Source organism: Nostoc sp. (assembly GCF_036917095.1).
GTDB lineage: Bacteria > Cyanobacteriota > Cyanobacteriia > Cyanobacteriales > Nostocaceae > Nostoc.
This window is the reverse complement of record NZ_JBALFH010000056.1, coordinates 37699-53409: the sequence shown is the minus strand read 5'-3', so window position 1 is coordinate 53409 and position 15711 is coordinate 37699. Positions and strand designations below refer to the sequence as shown.

At 40.9% G+C, this 15711-nt stretch carries 15 protein-coding genes and 1 pseudogene; 6 read left to right on the top strand and 10 right to left on the bottom strand.

Features of this window, described 5'->3' with window-relative positions:
* Nucleotides 1-12 precede the first annotated feature (12 nt).
* A complete protein-coding gene (locus V7L01_RS33040; protein ID WP_335042535.1) occupies nt 13-699 on the top strand; it encodes a phosphate ABC transporter permease in 687 nt (228 codons plus the stop codon).
* Between the two features lie 76 nt (nt 700-775).
* On the opposite strand, the gene V7L01_RS33035 is transcribed toward V7L01_RS33040, so the two are convergent.
* The 3 genes from V7L01_RS33035 to V7L01_RS33025 all read right to left on the bottom strand — a co-directional run bounded on the left by V7L01_RS33035 (nt 776) and on the right by V7L01_RS33025 (nt 3867).
* Nucleotides 776-2185, bottom strand: a complete 1410-nt coding sequence (locus V7L01_RS33035) for a right-handed parallel beta-helix repeat-containing protein (RefSeq protein ID WP_335042534.1) — start codon at nt 2183-2185, stop codon at nt 776-778.
* A 100-nt stretch (nt 2186-2285) separates the two neighbouring features.
* Nucleotides 2286-2912 carry a precorrin-8X methylmutase gene (locus V7L01_RS33030; RefSeq protein ID WP_335042533.1) on the bottom strand — a complete coding sequence of 209 codons (627 nt, stop codon included), beginning with the start codon at nt 2910-2912 and terminating at the stop codon, nt 2286-2288.
* Between the two features lie 145 nt (nt 2913-3057).
* A complete protein-coding gene (locus V7L01_RS33025; RefSeq protein ID WP_335042532.1) occupies nt 3058-3867 on the bottom strand; it encodes a TPM domain-containing protein in 810 nt (269 codons plus the stop codon).
* A 334-nt stretch (nt 3868-4201) separates the two neighbouring features.
* On the opposite strand from V7L01_RS33025, the gene V7L01_RS33020 reads away from it, so the two are divergent.
* On the top strand, nt 4202-4522 hold the full coding sequence (locus tag V7L01_RS33020; RefSeq protein WP_335042531.1) for a DUF2281 domain-containing protein: 321 nt from the start codon (nt 4202-4204) through the stop codon (nt 4520-4522).
* A pseudogene (locus tag V7L01_RS33015) lies at nt 4522-4965 on the top strand (PIN domain-containing protein). Before V7L01_RS33020 ends, V7L01_RS33015 begins: the two are co-directional and overlap by 1 nt.
* A 91-nt stretch (nt 4966-5056) precedes the next feature.
* On the opposite strand, the gene V7L01_RS33010 reads toward V7L01_RS33015, so the two are convergent.
* The 3 genes from V7L01_RS33010 to V7L01_RS33000 all read right to left on the bottom strand — a co-directional run bounded on the left by V7L01_RS33010 (nt 5057) and on the right by V7L01_RS33000 (nt 6604).
* The gene (locus V7L01_RS33010) at nt 5057-5596 is read right to left on the bottom strand and encodes a DUF948 domain-containing protein (protein ID WP_335042529.1); all 540 of its coding nucleotides are present in this window, start codon (nt 5594-5596) and stop codon (nt 5057-5059) included.
* A gap of 11 nt (nt 5597-5607) precedes the next feature.
* Nucleotides 5608-5958: a YtxH domain-containing protein gene (locus V7L01_RS33005; RefSeq protein ID WP_335042527.1), complete on the bottom strand. Its 351-nt coding sequence runs from the start codon at nt 5956-5958 to the stop codon at nt 5608-5610.
* 310 nt (nt 5959-6268) lie between these two features.
* Nucleotides 6269-6604 (bottom strand): hypothetical protein, encoded by a 336-nt coding sequence (locus V7L01_RS33000; protein ID WP_335042526.1) that lies wholly within the window; start codon nt 6602-6604, stop codon nt 6269-6271.
* Nucleotides 6605-7382: 778 nt separating this feature from the next.
* On the opposite strand from V7L01_RS33000, the gene V7L01_RS32995 reads away from it, so the two are divergent.
* Nucleotides 7383-8375 carry a metal ABC transporter solute-binding protein, Zn/Mn family gene (locus V7L01_RS32995; protein WP_335042525.1) on the top strand — a complete coding sequence of 331 codons (993 nt, stop codon included), beginning with the start codon at nt 7383-7385 and terminating at the stop codon, nt 8373-8375.
* A 95-nt stretch (nt 8376-8470) separates the two neighbouring features.
* Here V7L01_RS32995 and V7L01_RS32990 read toward each other — a convergent pair whose 3' ends face one another.
* Entirely contained in the window at nt 8471-9004 is a 534-nt protein-coding gene (locus V7L01_RS32990) for a DUF4330 domain-containing protein (RefSeq protein ID WP_335042524.1), read from the bottom strand.
* 394 nt (nt 9005-9398) lie between these two features.
* Between V7L01_RS32990 and V7L01_RS32985 the strand changes: the two genes are divergently transcribed.
* The gene (locus V7L01_RS32985; RefSeq protein WP_335042523.1) at nt 9399-10262 is read left to right on the top strand and encodes a M48 family metallopeptidase; all 864 of its coding nucleotides are present in this window, start codon (nt 9399-9401) and stop codon (nt 10260-10262) included.
* A gap of 58 nt (nt 10263-10320) precedes the next feature.
* Here the strand turns inward: V7L01_RS32985 and V7L01_RS32980 are convergent, their stop codons facing one another.
* Nucleotides 10321-11076, bottom strand: coding sequence for a metallophosphoesterase family protein (locus V7L01_RS32980; RefSeq protein ID WP_335042522.1), 756 nt, complete (start codon nt 11074-11076; stop codon nt 10321-10323).
* A 251-nt stretch (nt 11077-11327) separates the two neighbouring features.
* Here V7L01_RS32980 and V7L01_RS32975 point away from each other — a divergent pair, with 251 nt between their 5' ends.
* Complete coding sequence (locus tag V7L01_RS32975) at nt 11328-11612, top strand: DUF2470 domain-containing protein (RefSeq protein ID WP_335042521.1); 285 nt, start codon at nt 11328-11330, stop codon at nt 11610-11612.
* A gap of 103 nt (nt 11613-11715) precedes the next feature.
* Here V7L01_RS32975 and V7L01_RS32970 read toward each other — a convergent pair whose 3' ends face one another.
* Together V7L01_RS32970 and V7L01_RS32965 are read right to left on the bottom strand one after the other, a co-directional pair.
* Complete coding sequence (locus V7L01_RS32970) at nt 11716-12210, bottom strand: hypothetical protein (RefSeq protein ID WP_335042520.1); 495 nt, start codon at nt 12208-12210, stop codon at nt 11716-11718.
* A 123-nt stretch (nt 12211-12333) separates the two neighbouring features.
* Nucleotides 12334-15513, bottom strand: coding sequence for a plasmid replication protein, CyRepA1 family (locus V7L01_RS32965; protein WP_335042519.1), 3180 nt, complete (start codon nt 15511-15513; stop codon nt 12334-12336).
* Nucleotides 15514-15711 lie beyond the last annotated feature (198 nt).

Sequence of the window (15711 nt, the reverse complement as noted above, 5' to 3'; positions counted from 1 at the left end):
CACTCAGCACTCATGTTAGTACCACTGACTCGCCAGAAATTTGAACAAGTTATCCCCCTAATTGCCACCGGTTTGCAGTACAAATACTATTGGGGGAAGTTCTCAAATTTTTTGCAACGGCTGTTAATTTCTGTAGTTTCCGTAGTTGCTATTTTGCTTGTGACAGTCGTTTTTAGGCTTGAGTTTGCTTCAATAGTATTTGTGCTGGGAGTAGTTAGCGCTTTTTTTTGGCTGTGGTATCCAGTATTTCAAGCAAGTATGCGGAATTTGCAATGCCGCCGTTATAAGTATGGCGGCTTTTTCCGTGGTCGAGTGCTTGATTGGTGGATTACAGACCAGTTGATGGGTAAAACCGAAACAGTCAACAGCAAAGGCGAATTGGTGATTGTGGAAAACCGAGAAAAACAAATAAATTTAGAAGTCGGTGATGAAACAGGATTTAGCATTGAGTTTGTCGCACCATTACGTTCTGCCCACAAAGTTATTACTCGCGGTCAAATTGCAGAAATGGTAGTGATGTCAAATCGCGCAGATTTGAGCAGTATTGAACAATTCAGCGATATATACTTTCCCAGTCGCGACCTGTGGGTTAGCGATTATCCTTATCTGCGGCGAGATTTCTTTAACGAAGTCGGTCGCCGCTTGCGTGAAGACCAACAACAAAAGCCGCGTCGGCGTCGGCGTAGTGTAGAGGATTGATTGAGAATTCACAATTTTGGCTAGTTACACTTTTCTTACTTAAAAGTCAAAAACTTCTTTTGACGAGAGAAATTCTTTAACGGCTGCATCCCACCTTGATGAGTTTTCCTTTTAGACTATAAGTCACTGGTTCACAAACAAAACCTGACGAATCAACCCCTATAGAACTCGGTGCAGACCGACTTTGTTTAGATAGCTGCGATGTCCAATCGCCAGCTATTTTTTTCAAAGTTGGATGTGTCTTAATGAACTCGTCATTTGCAACAATATCGTGAGGCCCCTTAACACTTACAGAGGAAGCATTTAGGTATATATTATAATCAAAAATAACGTTTTTACTTTTCATGTTACTGTTAACATTTTTACCAGGAAAAGCATAAAGAATATTATTTAAAATTTTCACATCAGATGACATCTGAGTAAAAATTTGTCCAAGTTTAAGTTGGGGAGTCTGATTATTTAAAAAAGCTGTGTTATTTATAATATCAATATGAGCGCTGTAATATGCATGAATACCTGAACCACCATTATTAAATATCAAATTATTTTTAACTAAAGTACGTCCTTTATATGCACCCAATTTTGAGTTATCCTGATTATTTGTAGTATCGATAATAATGCCATTGCCATCCGTGATAGTCCCAGTTTTAATCCAAGGAATGTATTCTCTATTGTTGTAAACCTTGTTGTTGGTAACCAACATTTTATATCCCTGCTTACCATCAAGATTCCAATTACTCAACATCGAAATTCCACTGGTAGCATAGACGCTGTACCAAGCATTATCGAACACTACGTTACGATCCACTGTCACATAGTCCGATTGAATTACTGTAATACCTCCTCCTCCACAGCTATGAACCTTGTTATTAATAATACGTATATGGTGAGTATGACCATTTCTTCGTCCATCCACATTGATGCAGTTTCCATTAGTTAGCGGATTTAACTTATTACTCTTCTCACTCATTGCATAATCAAGGCTTACATTGGCATTGTTTCCTATTACCTCAAGTCCGTTTACCTCAATATATGAAGCTCCATTGTGAATCAAAATTCCATTCCATCCATTGTGGCGAAGCTTTGGCGAATGTCCCGGATATGCTTTAAACTTAATCCATGCATTTGCAGTTCCAGAACGAGTAATTGATACTACTTCCTCTTTTGGCTTTATATTCGTGTAGACTCCGTTCATAATCAGTACGGTGTCTCCGGGCTTGGTAAGGTTTGCTGCCTTTTGAATAGTCCTAAAGGCCGATGAGGCAGAAAGTCCACGATTTTTGTCGTTTCCGGTACCACTAACATAATATGTTTTTGCAGTCGTCTTAGCGCTAATTAACTGGCCGCTGGGTGGTATTGTTTCCTGAGCAATAGATACCTGACGAAAGTTTTTAAGTACAAATAATTTTATGTTTTCTCTCTCAAGCAAAAGACCTACCACGGGAATTGCAATACATGCGATTAAACTGAAACCTTTAATTGCCACAAGACTAGGCTCCTTTCTCGCCACTCTTCAATAAAAATATCAGGATATTCAGTAATTTTGAATACTTTTTTGGATGCAGAATACAATAGAGCCGACTTTCCTAACTCCCCCGATTTCCATCTTGTCCATAGGCTTGCCAAGCCAAGTCTACCAATCCATCAACGATCGCAGCTGCTACAACTGCATTACCTTTGCGACTGTCAATTGTAATGTGAGGCACTAAAGAGTCTTGTAAGCGCCCCTTCGCTTCATCAACAACAAATCCCACTGGAGTTGCAATTATCAAAGCAGGTCTAATTTCCTCAGCTTCAATTAAATCCACAAGTGCTGTGAGTGCTGTTTGCGCTTGACCGACCACAAAAATGCCTTCTGGATAACGCTTTGCTAAGGTTTCTATTCCCCATGCTGCCCGAGTTTTTTCTTTTTGAGGGCGTGTCAGAGCTTCCATACTGCAATACACCGGATTAGCAAAGGTGTTTTGAATCTCGTAGGCAATACCTACTTGTACCATCGGCACATCTACCACAATCGTGGTACGCGCGGCTAGTGCTGCTGCTCCAGCTTGCAAGGCACGTTCAGAGAAACGAATCAAAGACTTATACTCAAAGTCAGCTGTAGAGTATATTACCCGACGCACAATCTCATACTCTGCGGGTGAAAAGACATGAGTGTCAATTTCACTATCAATGATTGCTAAACTTTGAGCATCAGTTACGTGCCATTCCATTTTTGTTGAGCTTCTCAAATATTAGCTTTCAGCTTATCAGCTTCAGAGAGTTAGCAGTTAGGAATTATAAGTTTTTAATTAACTCATAACTCTTAACTCAGCGAGAAATTTGAGCGGCGGCTTGGGCCGCTCAAATTTTTGCTACTCATAACTCATTGCTGGAAGAAGACCGGCTCAAAACAGGAGATAAGTAGGCAACCAAGACGCCAATGAGGAACCCAGAGATATTCCGAACTAGAGGTAACCAGTCGCTTGTGCGTGTCACAACTGGCCCAATGCCAAAGGCAATAAATAAGATTCCCCACAATGGTGAGAAAATTAAAGCCCATTGCCAAGCAAAAACTTGTCCTTTCTCGCGGGGGTGAGCTGCAAATCCACAAATCACCCCACCAATAACTGAGGTAATCAAGGTGAGAATCCATTGCTCTCGTGGCAATCCGGGGACAACATTGCAACCACCTTTGAGCAAACAGCCTTTAACCGATTCTAAGGCTTGCAGAATCGCTTGGTCTTCGCCTTGCTCGCGGACAAAGTACAAATTACCGAAGCGGGTTTGCAGTTCTATCCAAAAAGTCCGGGGTAAAAGTTTATAAACAGCATCGCCGACGCTAAAACTGAGAATGTTACCGCCACGAGAATCGGCAACTAGTAGAATGCTTTTGTCATCTAAACCCCAATATTTTATGACTGCCCGACCTGGAGTGCGGTCATATTGAGTCAATACTCGCAGTTTCCAGCCTGTATCGGCTTCAAACTGCTCTAAATCTTTGACAAGCTTTTCTTCTTGCAGCACAGGAAGAGATTTAGCTAAGTCTACAACTGGCGTAAAGGTGTTAGGGAGTAAGTCAGGATTGTCATAAGCCAGTGCTGGGGGAGAATGCATCACCCAAATTGACCCAGCCAGGAAAAATACTGCAATAGATACCAGAATTCGTCGCCAAAAACAAGATTGCATGGACGTTTTTATACAAATATCAACGGTAAAAGTAAACAAGTTGTTTTAAAAGAGTACTGGAAAAGTGATAGTTCTTTACACTTGTTTACTTTACTCTAATCTAAGGGATCAAAGCAAAGCGTTTTTGGGAGTGGAAAATAGCCTTATTATATAAGACATATTTTGTCAATCAGTTTAAATACTTAAAAAATCCTTAATAAAAATGATAATTGTGGCTGGGCAGAGGAGTAGGAGGTAAACGTCATTAGCCTCCTCAAAGTTTTTAACAACTCAAAGTTGACTAAGCCATAGCGGAGTTCCCCATACAATAAAAGTAAATTATTAGAGGTGAGAGATGACTAACAAAGAATTATTAATCCAAGAAATAGAAACTTTACGGCCGGAGTTGCTAACAGAAGCACTCGATTCGATCCGTTCTATTAAGGTTAACTATATAAAAAAGGAGTTGGAACGAGGTAGGCTTGAACCTATCACTTTAAGCGATTCTACAGAAACTTCTAGCAATCAAGAACAACTTACATACCGTCCTGCTTCGGGGCGCTCCATCCTTCGACACGCTGGCACTTGGGAAGGTGACGACTTTGAAGAATGTCTTCAAGCAGTATATGCTACTCGTGGTCAAGCTAAATTTGATGACGAAAACCTATTTGAATAATGTATTTACTCGATACAAATCATTGTAGTGCCATTATTTTAGGCGAACCAAATGTTATCCGTCGCGTGAAAGAAGTTGGAGAAAATAACATTGCCACTTGCGTAATTGTACAGGGTGAACTGACATTCATGATGGAAAAATCTCAACGCAAGGAAAATAATCTGGCTCGCTTGACAGAGTTTTTATAAGACATCCGTGTATACCATATAACTGAAGAAACAGCAACAATTTACGGTCAAATTAAAGCAGCTTTATTCAATCAGTTTGCACCTAAAGATAAAAATAAGCGACGAAAAATTAAAATTGTTGATTTGGGTTTTGATGAAAATGACCTTTGGATAGCTGCTATTGCACTGCAAAATAATTTGACTGTCGTTTCCAGTGATAGTGACTTTTTGCGAATTCAACACGTGAGAACCTTTGCGCTGTCATCTTGGGTTTGATTTGCAGCATAGAGCTATAGCTCCATAATTAACTTTCACGTTTTGACACCGCAACAAGGGAGATAAGCAATGCCTCATGCCCTTTTTTTGGTCAATCTTCGTCATCAAAATTTGTTTCCCAGCTAGCAGCGTCGTTGTAACCGTCATTAGCACGGTACACTTCTGCTTTGATCCGGCGATTTTCTTGCCTGAGCACTTCTCGTTCTCGCAACGTGAGTGGTGGTTTTTCATTGCTTGGCAAGCGATCGCTTGTTCGCCTCGCGGGTTTTTGGCGCGTGAAGTTTCTCCAAGCAGCTTTCGCGCCAATAAAGACGCTGCGCGTACCTACTTGCAGATTTTGAGCCTGTTTTCTTGCACTATCAAGGCTTTGATCGACTTGCTTCACGACCTGATTAGCACTTTTCACACCTTCACTGACATCATCTGTTAAGTCAGTGATTTCCAAACCAGTCACACGGATAGCTTCTAGAGTAGGCGGTAAATCTCGTGAGAGTGTATCAAATAGCTTTTCTGCACTGCGAGCAGCGCGTGCCAACTCCTGCAAAGCCGGTATTGCCGCCACTAAAACCGCAGTCAAACTTGTGGCAACTAAGAGTAAGGAAAGTCCCAACCAAAACAGGGGGTCAATCACGGTTATGTCATTTATGAGCGTTCTAATTGCTGGGGAAGAGAATCTGAGTCTTCAACAGGTGTTTGCCGCTTTAAGACTTGGCTTTCCCTCTGACTGGCATCTACACCTGCTGCGATCGCTTCCCGTAATCTATCTAAAGTCTCATCCCAGTTTCGCAGTGCGCTGGCAGAGAGTCGATCTGCCTGGATTTGCACACTCGTTGATAAATCTTCTGCCAATTCTGGGATAGCATTGGCAGATTTTTTCAAAATTTTACGCGTTTCGCGCCCTGTGCGTGGAGCCACGAGCAAACCGGTCAAAGCACCGATGGTAGCTCCCAGCATCAAACCGCCAATAAATACTCCAGAACGGTTATTAGACATCTTGTTGTTTCTCTCCTTACACCCATTTTAGGTGGGTTTTCTCTCCTTGTAAGACTCCACCAATTTTATCCAGTTAATCTATGTGACAAAATATCAGCCATAAATGTTGCTTTTATTCATTAAATATCAAAACCATTAATTACTTGTAATTAAAAACTCCCCCTGTCTCCCAAAGTTTTTATGCCTCTGATAAGCCTTCTGGCGGGCTTCTAAGTCCCAAATCGGCGTTTAGACTTCTCTATTGTGTCTCCACGTCCCAGTGTCCTGACATCAGCCCTAATTATAAATGTTCATGCAATCCTGACATAACTTATTTTGCAACAGTTCTTTTCCCGGACGTTAACTCTAGCCTCCGAAAATAACGCTGCCAGATTTGCCGTCCTAGCAAAAGTAGACTGATAATTTGCCGCACTTGTTGGATTTGCATTTGTAGCACTTGATTTTTCTGCCGTAAGTTATAAATATTCTCCTGGCTGAGATAAATATTTTCGGGCGCTTTATTCAATGCTACATGGGTGCAACTTTCATAGACAGTTAACCTATCTGCTATGTATGCTAGTTGCTGCTTGAGTTGCCACACCCGCCAAGTCACATAGAGTAGTATCAGCGAAATGAGGGTGTTAGTGAGGATGACTAAAATTACCATTGTTTATCTTCACCAATATTAGCTTTGAAGAATTGTTCTATATACTGGACTTGGCTCTTATTTAATGATGAAGAAACTAAAGGATAAAAATTATGGCAAAAAGTACAGCCGGGATTATGGTAATAAAGAGCAGTTAGATGATGCTCTGAGCGCTATTGAAAGGATTTTAGTAGATGGAAATTAGTGTAACAAAGGCTGATGGCTAAAAAATCGCCAATTGCCAATTTTGTAACAAGCATATGCTCACACCTCGCACAACCACAGCTACAATTGCCTTAGATTCACGACTCGGTTTGCGAAATCAACCCGTATGCTCAATAAGCCCCAGCATTACTACGTTCCACTCCTTAACCCGATCGTCTTAGTCAATTTGCGACCTTTGTGGCATGTAAGCACAATGGCATAGCCTCTTCAACAGACGGTGAGAGAACTACACTACACTCCTTACCGAAGGCTCCCCAGCATCGCCTTGATTATTGTGCTCTTGCATCTACCAGTTTTCCTGTCTGTCGCGTGAAGTTAACTAACATTTTGCCTGCAAAAACCTCACTAGTGGTTCGCCAAGCAAAAATTGCTGGATGTTTTCTGGGAAAAGGGAAAGTGGGAAAGGAAAGAGTCTATTAATTTCTCTTCCCTTAACTTTTATAATTTTCCCAGCCGAAGGTTTACCCGTCCTCCCTTAACCTTTAACCTCTTCTTTGTTGAAGGCTTCTCCCTGGTATTTCACTAAATCCGTTACTGATAATGATTATTTCAATACATCCAGTAGGAGTTGAGGATGTCAAAAAAATTACCATCAACTAATTCCTTTCGAGCTATTCTTGTTGCCTTGACAATTGGATTTGTTGGGTGTGGGAATCAAACTGCAAGAACCGCATTCACTCAGACTACCACCCAGGTAAATGAGAATCTTCCCAAAATTGTAGCAACTACAAGTGTATTATGTGACTTAACTAAACAGGTTGCGGGGGATACAGTTAACCTCACCTGCTTAATTCCCCCTACAGCCAACCCCCAATTTTATAAACCAAAGCCGGAAGATCGTAGAGCCATTGAGCAAGCTAATCTTATTCTCTATAATGGCTATAATTTAGAACCAAATTCGATCAAATTAATTAAAGCGACTAAAAGCACTGCACGGAAAATAGCCGTCGGACAAGTTGCGATGTCTAAGCAACAAAAATTTCAAAAAGGCGGTAAGAAAGCGCTCGATCCTCATCTTTGGCTCAATACCAAGAATGCGATCGGGATGGTGGAGGTAATTAATAGTAACCTGATAAAATTAGAATCTAGTAATGCAGAGGTTTATACCAGCAATACCAAAAAGATCGCCAATGAACTTACTCAACTAGATAGCTGGATTAAGTCAAGAATTGCCAGTATTCCTACCAAAGAACGCAAGTTAGTTACAACCTCTGATGCACTGAATTATTATTCCAAAGCATACGGGATTCCATTAGTAGGTGGATTACAAAATATTAGTCCTGACGAAAACCTGACAGATGCAAGAGTGAAAAATTTGGCTACAAATATTAAACAGGCTAAAGTGTCAACAGTTTTTTCTGAGGCGACAATTAACCCTAATTTGCTTCAATCTGTAGCCAAAGAAGCTGACGTGAAAATTTCTGACAGGAAGTTGTATGCTGAGGGACTTGGCGAACCCGGAAGCGAGGCGGACACTTATCAGAAAATGATGATTGCCAATACACGCACAATTGTAGAAGGGTTAGGAGGAACGTATTTAATGTTTGAAGCGAAATCTCGAAAGTAGTTTTAACTCAATTGACTAATCTGATAAACCGAGTTTTTGTAAATTATATAAAATTCGGTTTATCAGCCTATTTTTTGAAAACGGAAATTTGAATGTTATTTGTCTTTTAATCTGATATCAATAACAGTTGCATTGAAGTTGTAGTTAAAGCCTTCCAACTCAAATGGCATTCCAATTTTAACTTTGCTGTTACCCAAAACTGGCCCATTGTCAGTGACCTGGGCTTTACCGTCTAAAGTCATAAGTAAATCCGTACTAAAATTGTTGGTTTTTGGATCTGGTAATTCTTTAACAGTACCATCAGGTTGGGAAACATTGATTGTTCTAGGTAACTGTTGAATGGATTTAATCTCAATCTGCCCATAGGGTTGATTGCGGATAATCACATTAGTTTTCCCGCCTTTTTTTAATCCTTTATCGAATAATTGTTCGGGGTCACGGACATTCAAACCACGAACTACTAAGTCTACTTCTATGGGTATTGTTTTTGCACCGACTTGGGCAACAGAACCAGAAGTGCCAGGAAAGACAAAGATGCCAAATATAACTAGCAGAATTACCAGCGCAGCACCTAAATCTAAGAGGTTGATTTTGCCGAACAAACGACCTTTTGAATCTAAAATAGCCATAAAAACTTTTCCGAGGTAATAGCGAAGTAATTGATTGTAGCAAGAAGGTTTTCAGTGGGAATAGCAATTTTCCCTATTTGGTAATAACTCAAAACGGCTGGGCGTTGCAGTTATGCGACAGTCTATCACGAGTTCGTAAGTTCGCAAGGGTGGCAGCTAACCCTCAAAGTTTTGCCAGTTAAGACTAACGCACCCAAAAATTAATATCTAGTGGTTAAGCCTATCTCTAGAGGGAATCTCTAATGTTTAGGCAATTCGGTAGATTTGCCTAAACATTAGCTGTATAACAACTCCTTTGGTCTTGAGTTTAGAATGCAACATAGAATACTCTAAATCCGTCTCATAATTTGTCCCATCATTTTATGTTCTCCCAAAATAATCTTCAGAGCGTATTATGTTCAACTGGAAAAGTTTTGTTGCAAATCACCGTGTGTGGCGGCGTCGCTGGTTTTATCCTTTAATTTCGGTGGTAGTTGCCCTGAGTCTGTGTCTGAGTACACCCTTGCCCGGAAGAACTTTAGATTTCTTGCCTCTTTTACTCCAAGGAGTTCAGGCATTTCAGCTTTCTAATATGTCTCCTCGCCAGGAAGTCGATCTGGGTAAGCAGATTAATCAAGAATTAGTCGGCAGTGAAGTGCGGCTTTACCGCGATCCAGAAGTTAATCGCTATGTGGAACAAGTTGGTCGGCGTTTAGCAGCTAATAGCGATCGCCCCGATCTCCCATATACCTTTCAGGTAGTTGAAAGTGACACCATTAATGCTTTTGCTACTTTGGGTGGCTATGTTTATGTCCACACCGGTTTGCTGAAAACCGCAGACAATGAAGCGGAACTAGCAAGTGTACTCGCCCATGAAATTGGTCACATTGGCGGAAAACACGTAGTCAAACAGATGCAGCAAAAAGCGCTCCAAAGTGGTCTATTAACAGCTGCTGGCTTAGACCGGAATACGGCGGTGAAAATTGGTGTACAGTTAGCGCGAGATTTGCCACGCAGTCGTAACAATGAATTTGAAGCCGATGAAAGAGGATTACGAACTTTGACACGTAGTGGTTATGCTCAGTCTGCAATGGTTTCCTTTATGCAAAAGCTGCTGAAAAAGGGTGGTTCTGCTCCGACATTTTTGAGTACGCACCCCGGAACCAGCGATCGCATTGATGGCCTCAGACGTGCAATTAACTCTCAACCTAGTAAGGGAAATTATGGCTTAGATAAGGCTAGTTATAAAGCTAATATTCGACCATTAGTGGGGTCTTGAGGGCATTGGGCTTGGTTATTACCCTTGTCTCCTTCATCCCTCTCATCTCGAATATTGCTTAATTCTTATTGCGGCGATCGACTTTGATTTTGGCTGGATCGACTCTGATCGCTACATCTTCTAAAGGCAAGGTACGCACATAGTTTTTAAAAATATTAACTTGATAAACCAAGTTATTCGTAACATCCAGTCCAGTCAACCAGCCACTCCGGGGATGATAAGCGCCAGTATCTATGTCTAGCCATCCCTCTCCTTGTGCCAGTTTACCAGGAGAAACACCCGGCAAAGTAAAAGTAATGGTGTGACCGATAATAATTTGCTTATCTGGGAAGTAGGGTTTTTCAATGCTGTGAAATTCCTCTCGTATCCAGCACAGTTCATCGGCAGTTTGTTCTGCTACCGACTTGGAAGGGTCAACACCAGCATGAGTTAACCAAATATCCCCCAAGTCGAGATATGTAGGCAAACTCTTGAACCAATCCAGATGATCGTCAGGGATTGGAGCTTCGTGGTAACTGGCTACTGTAGCTTGCCCTCCACTGTACAGCCATGCTTGCATCGTCGGGGATGAGGTTCTTTCATTGGTCAGAATGTCTAATAACATCTGCTCATGATTTCCCAGCAAACATGAGTAGTTATTTCGCTTGACAAAATTAACTACTTGTGCACTATGAGGGCCGCGATCGATTAAGTCTCCCAGAAAATAGACTCGATCGTCTGAGGTGGGGGCGATCGCCTCCAACAATGTCATCAAACCTTCATAGTGACCATGCACATCCCCAATTACAATTCGTCTGGGGCTAATTTCGCTCATTATCTCTTAGCTTCAATAGTTTTGGCTAATACTTCTGCTACAGTTTAAGCTGTCTGGTTTCCGTAATGGAAGGTAAAAATACTGAATAAGTTTTATTTTAATTTAATTACTCTCTCAGAAATAAAATTAATTTATGACAAATAGGGTATTATGCATAATTTTGAGTGCTAAGAAAGAAAATCAGCAAATTTCATTGGCGTTGTTAGCTTAAAATTTAAGCTGTTAATGTATTGCTTATTTTCAATCTCACAATGTCTAAAGATTTTTCTGCTGATATTAGTTCGCGCATTTGCAAGCATATGAATGACGACCATGCTGATGCCATAGTTCTTTATGCTAAGGCTTTTGGCGGGATCGCAGATGCAATCGCAGCGCAAATGCTGGCAATTGATGCACAAGGTATGGATTTGATAGCGCAAGTGAATGGAGAAACTGTGCCAGTTCGCATTCAGTTCGATCGTGTTTTAGCTGATGCGGAAGATGCCCATCAAACTCTAATTGCGATGGTGAAGCAGGCGCGGGTGAAGGCAAATTAGAAATTGGGATAATTGTTTATGACTAATGGTAAGGCGTAGATGCGTAGCGGAAAGCTGGAGACGTTTCCGTTACTTTGGGCTTGTCATCAAACATCGCCTAAATCTAAGTCCTCATTAGTGAAATAATCAAACGCCCTAACCCTCCCAAAACCAAGCCAAAAACTGCGGTTCCCACCAAAATTAGCACAGTGTAAAACTGATTAAAAGAAAAGAGTAATTGATTTTTTGCTCCAACCAAACTCCAAGCGCCAGACCAAGCTATACCCACGACTATTGCCCAAATTAGAGTCAAGGTTATTCCGCCACCCATAACCAAACCTAAAACTAAACCTACACCCCAAGTTAAGATCCAAGCCCAACCAAAACCTTCAGCCCAACTCATAACATCAACCCGATTCCAAGCCAAACTCCAAGTTAAAGTTAGAGCCAAAACTATCAAACTAACTCTCGATAAAGCTAAAGCTTTGCCATTAGCTAGAGCCGCATTCATCCCAAAAGCGTCAGCCCAAAGTGGAGTCAAGGCAAATAAGAAGCCAACTAGTACATAGCAGAATAAACTAAACATCAATCTCGCCCAAAGAAGAGTGTTACTGTTCATAAGTTAAGATATAGCGATCGCTTCCATTTGTTAAGGTTGTAATAGGTTCTCACAATCTTGATTTTCTAAAGCAATCTTACTTATCAGAGCAACAAATAAATCTTAAAGATTGGATGCCTTAAATTATTCGTGGGTATAAGCCCCGACTGCATTCGTCTCCCTTACCTCTTCCTTGACTACTGCGGCATAAGGTTTGGGTTGGATAATTCCAAGCTTCCAGTCTGAAGAATAATTAGGCAACTCATAGCCAACACTCTTAACATGAGCCAACATTAACTCATCCCGTTGATGCCAAACTGCAAATATTTTCTCTCTGCCATCATAAAGCGTTTCTAGGTCGATTTGATAAACCTCATTTACCCGCTTTAGTTTCAAGCCCAACAAATTTAACAGTCGGCTGAGTATTTTTATTGCTGAAACCTGCTCTTTTTCCCCGACTAAGTTAATCCCAAGCGCTCTTTTGATATGCTTACTATGCTGAAAAACAATATTTTTAAGCATTATTAAATCTGGATTACTCTCGGTAAACTCTCGTTCTGCTTCGAGAAATTGAAGCATTCCCAAAGCTCTCATCGCCTCAACTTTGAGCGTGTAAGTTTTTAAATCTGGGAGAAAAACTTTCCCTTCACCCCAAGATAATTGCTGATGCCATTCTTGCTGATCTCTGACGTGAAAATACTCGCTTTCGTGAGTTAGATAATAATGAATTAACAGTTGACGATAATATCCTTGGTCATCCTGCAATTTCAGCCAAGGAGTAACTTCTACACCATATCTTTGCCTAAGAACATATTTATTGATTTGGTTGCGTTCTCCATCAGACAGGGAATGCTTCACTAATAGCTGCTCGTATTCTACATAATCGATATCTTTAGCATTAGCTACAGCAGTTGCTACCGATAGTTGATTTTGCTGCTTAATCTCTTTAATTTTGCGTTTAATATCTTTAGCTTTTTGACGGCTTTGCGCCCAATCTTTTTGAACTTTGACAATTTCTAAAATTAATCTTCTGCGGGTAGCTAAATCATCAGCGTCAGTTGCCAAAAACGCAAGGCGTAAATCTCGAATAATATTATTGTGAACAGCATTACTCCGCATCTGAATTTGATGCCCATCAGCAATTAAACCATCTTGCATCGATTGACGGTAGAGGCGAATAGAAGCATTTACCCGTGCAGATAACTTAGCCCAAGTTCGCAAATGAATCGGGTCATGAACTAAAGGCAAATCGACATCTATTTTATGTAGTGGACTAAGCAAAGCTAAGTTTTCTTTTTGATTTTCTTGATACCAGTCAGATAGCAAGCGATAATTTGTACTACCACTACCAATTAAGCCAATACCTCGTTTAGCGCACCAGACAACACGCGGCACATCATCTCGCACTCTCGCTAATGCTTGTCTTGCTTCCGAGTCAGGAATTACCCCTTGAAAAATGCCATAAACTCGGTCGAAATGTTGGACATCAATACTAATTCCTGTACCAAGGCTAGGGGTAACAAAAACGCCATCATATTCAGATATTTTTTGATTGATTGCTGCGATAAAATCAACGGCTTCGTGGCCAGGTGTGTTTGTAGTGTGGCTACTAACTACCAAAGTTTTGGGAAATTGCCTTCGTAATTTTTGTAAGCGTTCTTTCAGATAACGTTCAATTGTTTCACAACTGTAACGTCCAGCGCGACTATCGGTAGTAACATAACATTTACGTCCAGCAAGTAAATCCAATTCCAGTTGGTGAATTAGCGGTGTTGGGTTCGGCGAATCATAAAAAGTTACGTCCCAACCATGCTGAGGTTTCCATTGGTTGAGAACTACCCAAGGCGTTAACTTAATTCCTGCTAATCCCTGTAGATATTCAAGTGATACATCTGATAAATCAGCATCTTGGGCAATTACTAACCCCCCAGTTGTTAAAACTGTGGAAATTAGTTGCTGAAATAATTTTAATATTTTTACACGTTTGTATTTACAAGTATTACTGTTTAATAAATGCCACAAAGACTGCTCTACTTCATCCAGAATTACTATTGCTCCCCGCCAATTTTCAGGGTTAAGTTTCCAAATAGAATCAACGCATAATCCAAGAGATTGCTGAGGTGAGAGTGAGCGAAGGATGGGAGGAGCGGGGGTAAGTGTTTTATCAATCCTTTTATCCCCATCTTCTTTATGTGTTCCCCATTGAATACCAATTTTTTCACACAAAAATCTTCCTAGTAGAATTCTGTGAGTAATTAATAAAACGGGTTGAGTTCTAATTTTTGCTTGCCGAACAACGCTTTGCAGTGCTGTAGTTTTACCTGTTCCTTTTGCTGATTTGACTCCGACTAATCCAGAAGTTGGGAAAGGTATTTCGCTTATATAGGGGCGATTGAAGGTGAGTGCAGCAGGAATAGTTAACTCAGTGTGGGGTTTGGTTTGAGCAAGATAAATTTCTAAATCAACACTTTGGCGATAAACTTTCTCGAAACTAGTTGCACCTTTCGCAACGATAAACTCATCAACTCCTTTTTCTATTCCTGGGAGTTCGATAATTTTAACAGTGCAATTTTTTTGCTGGAATAAACAACCAAGTTGAGAAATAGCATTATTTACAGCAGCAATTGTTTTAGGTTGAGTTTCAAAATCAAAGCAAATATAAAAGCTACGCTTTGTAATTGCAAACGCTGCTAAGTCAGGAATTAGCTGACGACGAGTAACTTTGCCAAATTCATCTTTAACAACCCGATAACCGCTAGTAATTCCGGGAATGGCAATAGCTACATATCCTTGCGTCAACAGCGTTGCTGCTTTCTTCACACCTTCGCAGAGAATGAGGGGAATGTTATGTTGCATCACCCATTGCCAAAAGCCTCTAGCTTCACCATCAGCAGTAATGGTGATATTGTCAGGCATGACCAGATTGTAACGTCCAGCAACTTGCTGCCACACTTGCAGGGTTACCCGCAAACAAAACACTCGCGTTGGCGTGCTGGGCGGATGCTCGTATTTGATGGACTTACCATTGTGATTCTGCCGGGGTTGGTTTGGCTTAAAGCATCCCCATTCCATCATTTGCCAATTATTCAAAGGGTCTAGCCCCGAACACCACCAACCACCTTCAGTGATATGAGCATAACGCTGCAACCATCCAGCTTTCACCATTCCGGTATTGGTGCGAGGGAGTAGCTCAGAAATCAATAGGTACTCATAAGCAGTTACGCCTTGGAGTGACCTAAAATTGAGTTGCACTAAGTGTAAGTCTATACCACTACTCTTGACTAATTCTTCAAGGTGTTGGGGGTGTAAATAGTGCAGATGCATAGGGAAAGGCGCGAAGGGAAGTCAATGAGATTAAAACATTAACATGCATCTGCTTTTTTTCTATAAGAGATATTGCTAGGCTTTTGTGATGCTTTTTTTACTTCGTCGCGGGAGACACATCGGTTAAGGCTTTAGTGGGTTATTCTGCCTATTAGATCCCCAAAGTAATAATTTTGTATTGTGATATTTGTTCGCAAT

What these genes read in the sequence shown, in the direction of transcription:
- V7L01_RS32985 (WP_335042523.1), top strand. Translation starts at nt 9,399, where the DNA reads ATGTTCAACTGGAAAAGTTTTGTTGCAAATCACCGTGTGTGGCGGCGT.
- V7L01_RS33005 (WP_335042527.1), bottom strand. Translation starts at nt 5,958, where the DNA reads ATGTCTAATAACCGTTCTGGAGTATTTATTGGCGGTTTGATGCTGGGA.
- V7L01_RS32970 (WP_335042520.1), bottom strand. Translation starts at nt 12,210, where the DNA reads ATGAACAGTAACACTCTTCTTTGGGCGAGATTGATGTTTAGTTTATTC.
- V7L01_RS32990 (WP_335042524.1), bottom strand. Translation starts at nt 9,004, where the DNA reads ATGGCTATTTTAGATTCAAAAGGTCGTTTGTTCGGCAAAATCAACCTC.
- V7L01_RS32995 (WP_335042525.1), top strand. Translation starts at nt 7,383, where the DNA reads ATGTCAAAAAAATTACCATCAACTAATTCCTTTCGAGCTATTCTTGTT.
- V7L01_RS33000 (WP_335042526.1), bottom strand. Translation starts at nt 6,604, where the DNA reads ATGGTAATTTTAGTCATCCTCACTAACACCCTCATTTCGCTGATACTA.
- V7L01_RS32980 (WP_335042522.1), bottom strand. Translation starts at nt 11,076, where the DNA reads ATGAGCGAAATTAGCCCCAGACGAATTGTAATTGGGGATGTGCATGGT.
- V7L01_RS32975 (WP_335042521.1), top strand. Translation starts at nt 11,328, where the DNA reads ATGTCTAAAGATTTTTCTGCTGATATTAGTTCGCGCATTTGCAAGCAT.
- V7L01_RS33030 (WP_335042533.1), bottom strand. Translation starts at nt 2,912, where the DNA reads ATGGAATGGCACGTAACTGATGCTCAAAGTTTAGCAATCATTGATAGT.
- V7L01_RS33020 (WP_335042531.1), top strand. Translation starts at nt 4,202, where the DNA reads ATGACTAACAAAGAATTATTAATCCAAGAAATAGAAACTTTACGGCCG.
- V7L01_RS33025 (WP_335042532.1), bottom strand. Translation starts at nt 3,867, where the DNA reads ATGCAATCTTGTTTTTGGCGACGAATTCTGGTATCTATTGCAGTATTT.
- V7L01_RS32965 (WP_335042519.1), bottom strand. Translation starts at nt 15,513, where the DNA reads ATGCATCTGCACTATTTACACCCCCAACACCTTGAAGAATTAGTCAAG.
- V7L01_RS33040 (WP_335042535.1), top strand. Translation starts at nt 13, where the DNA reads ATGTTAGTACCACTGACTCGCCAGAAATTTGAACAAGTTATCCCCCTA.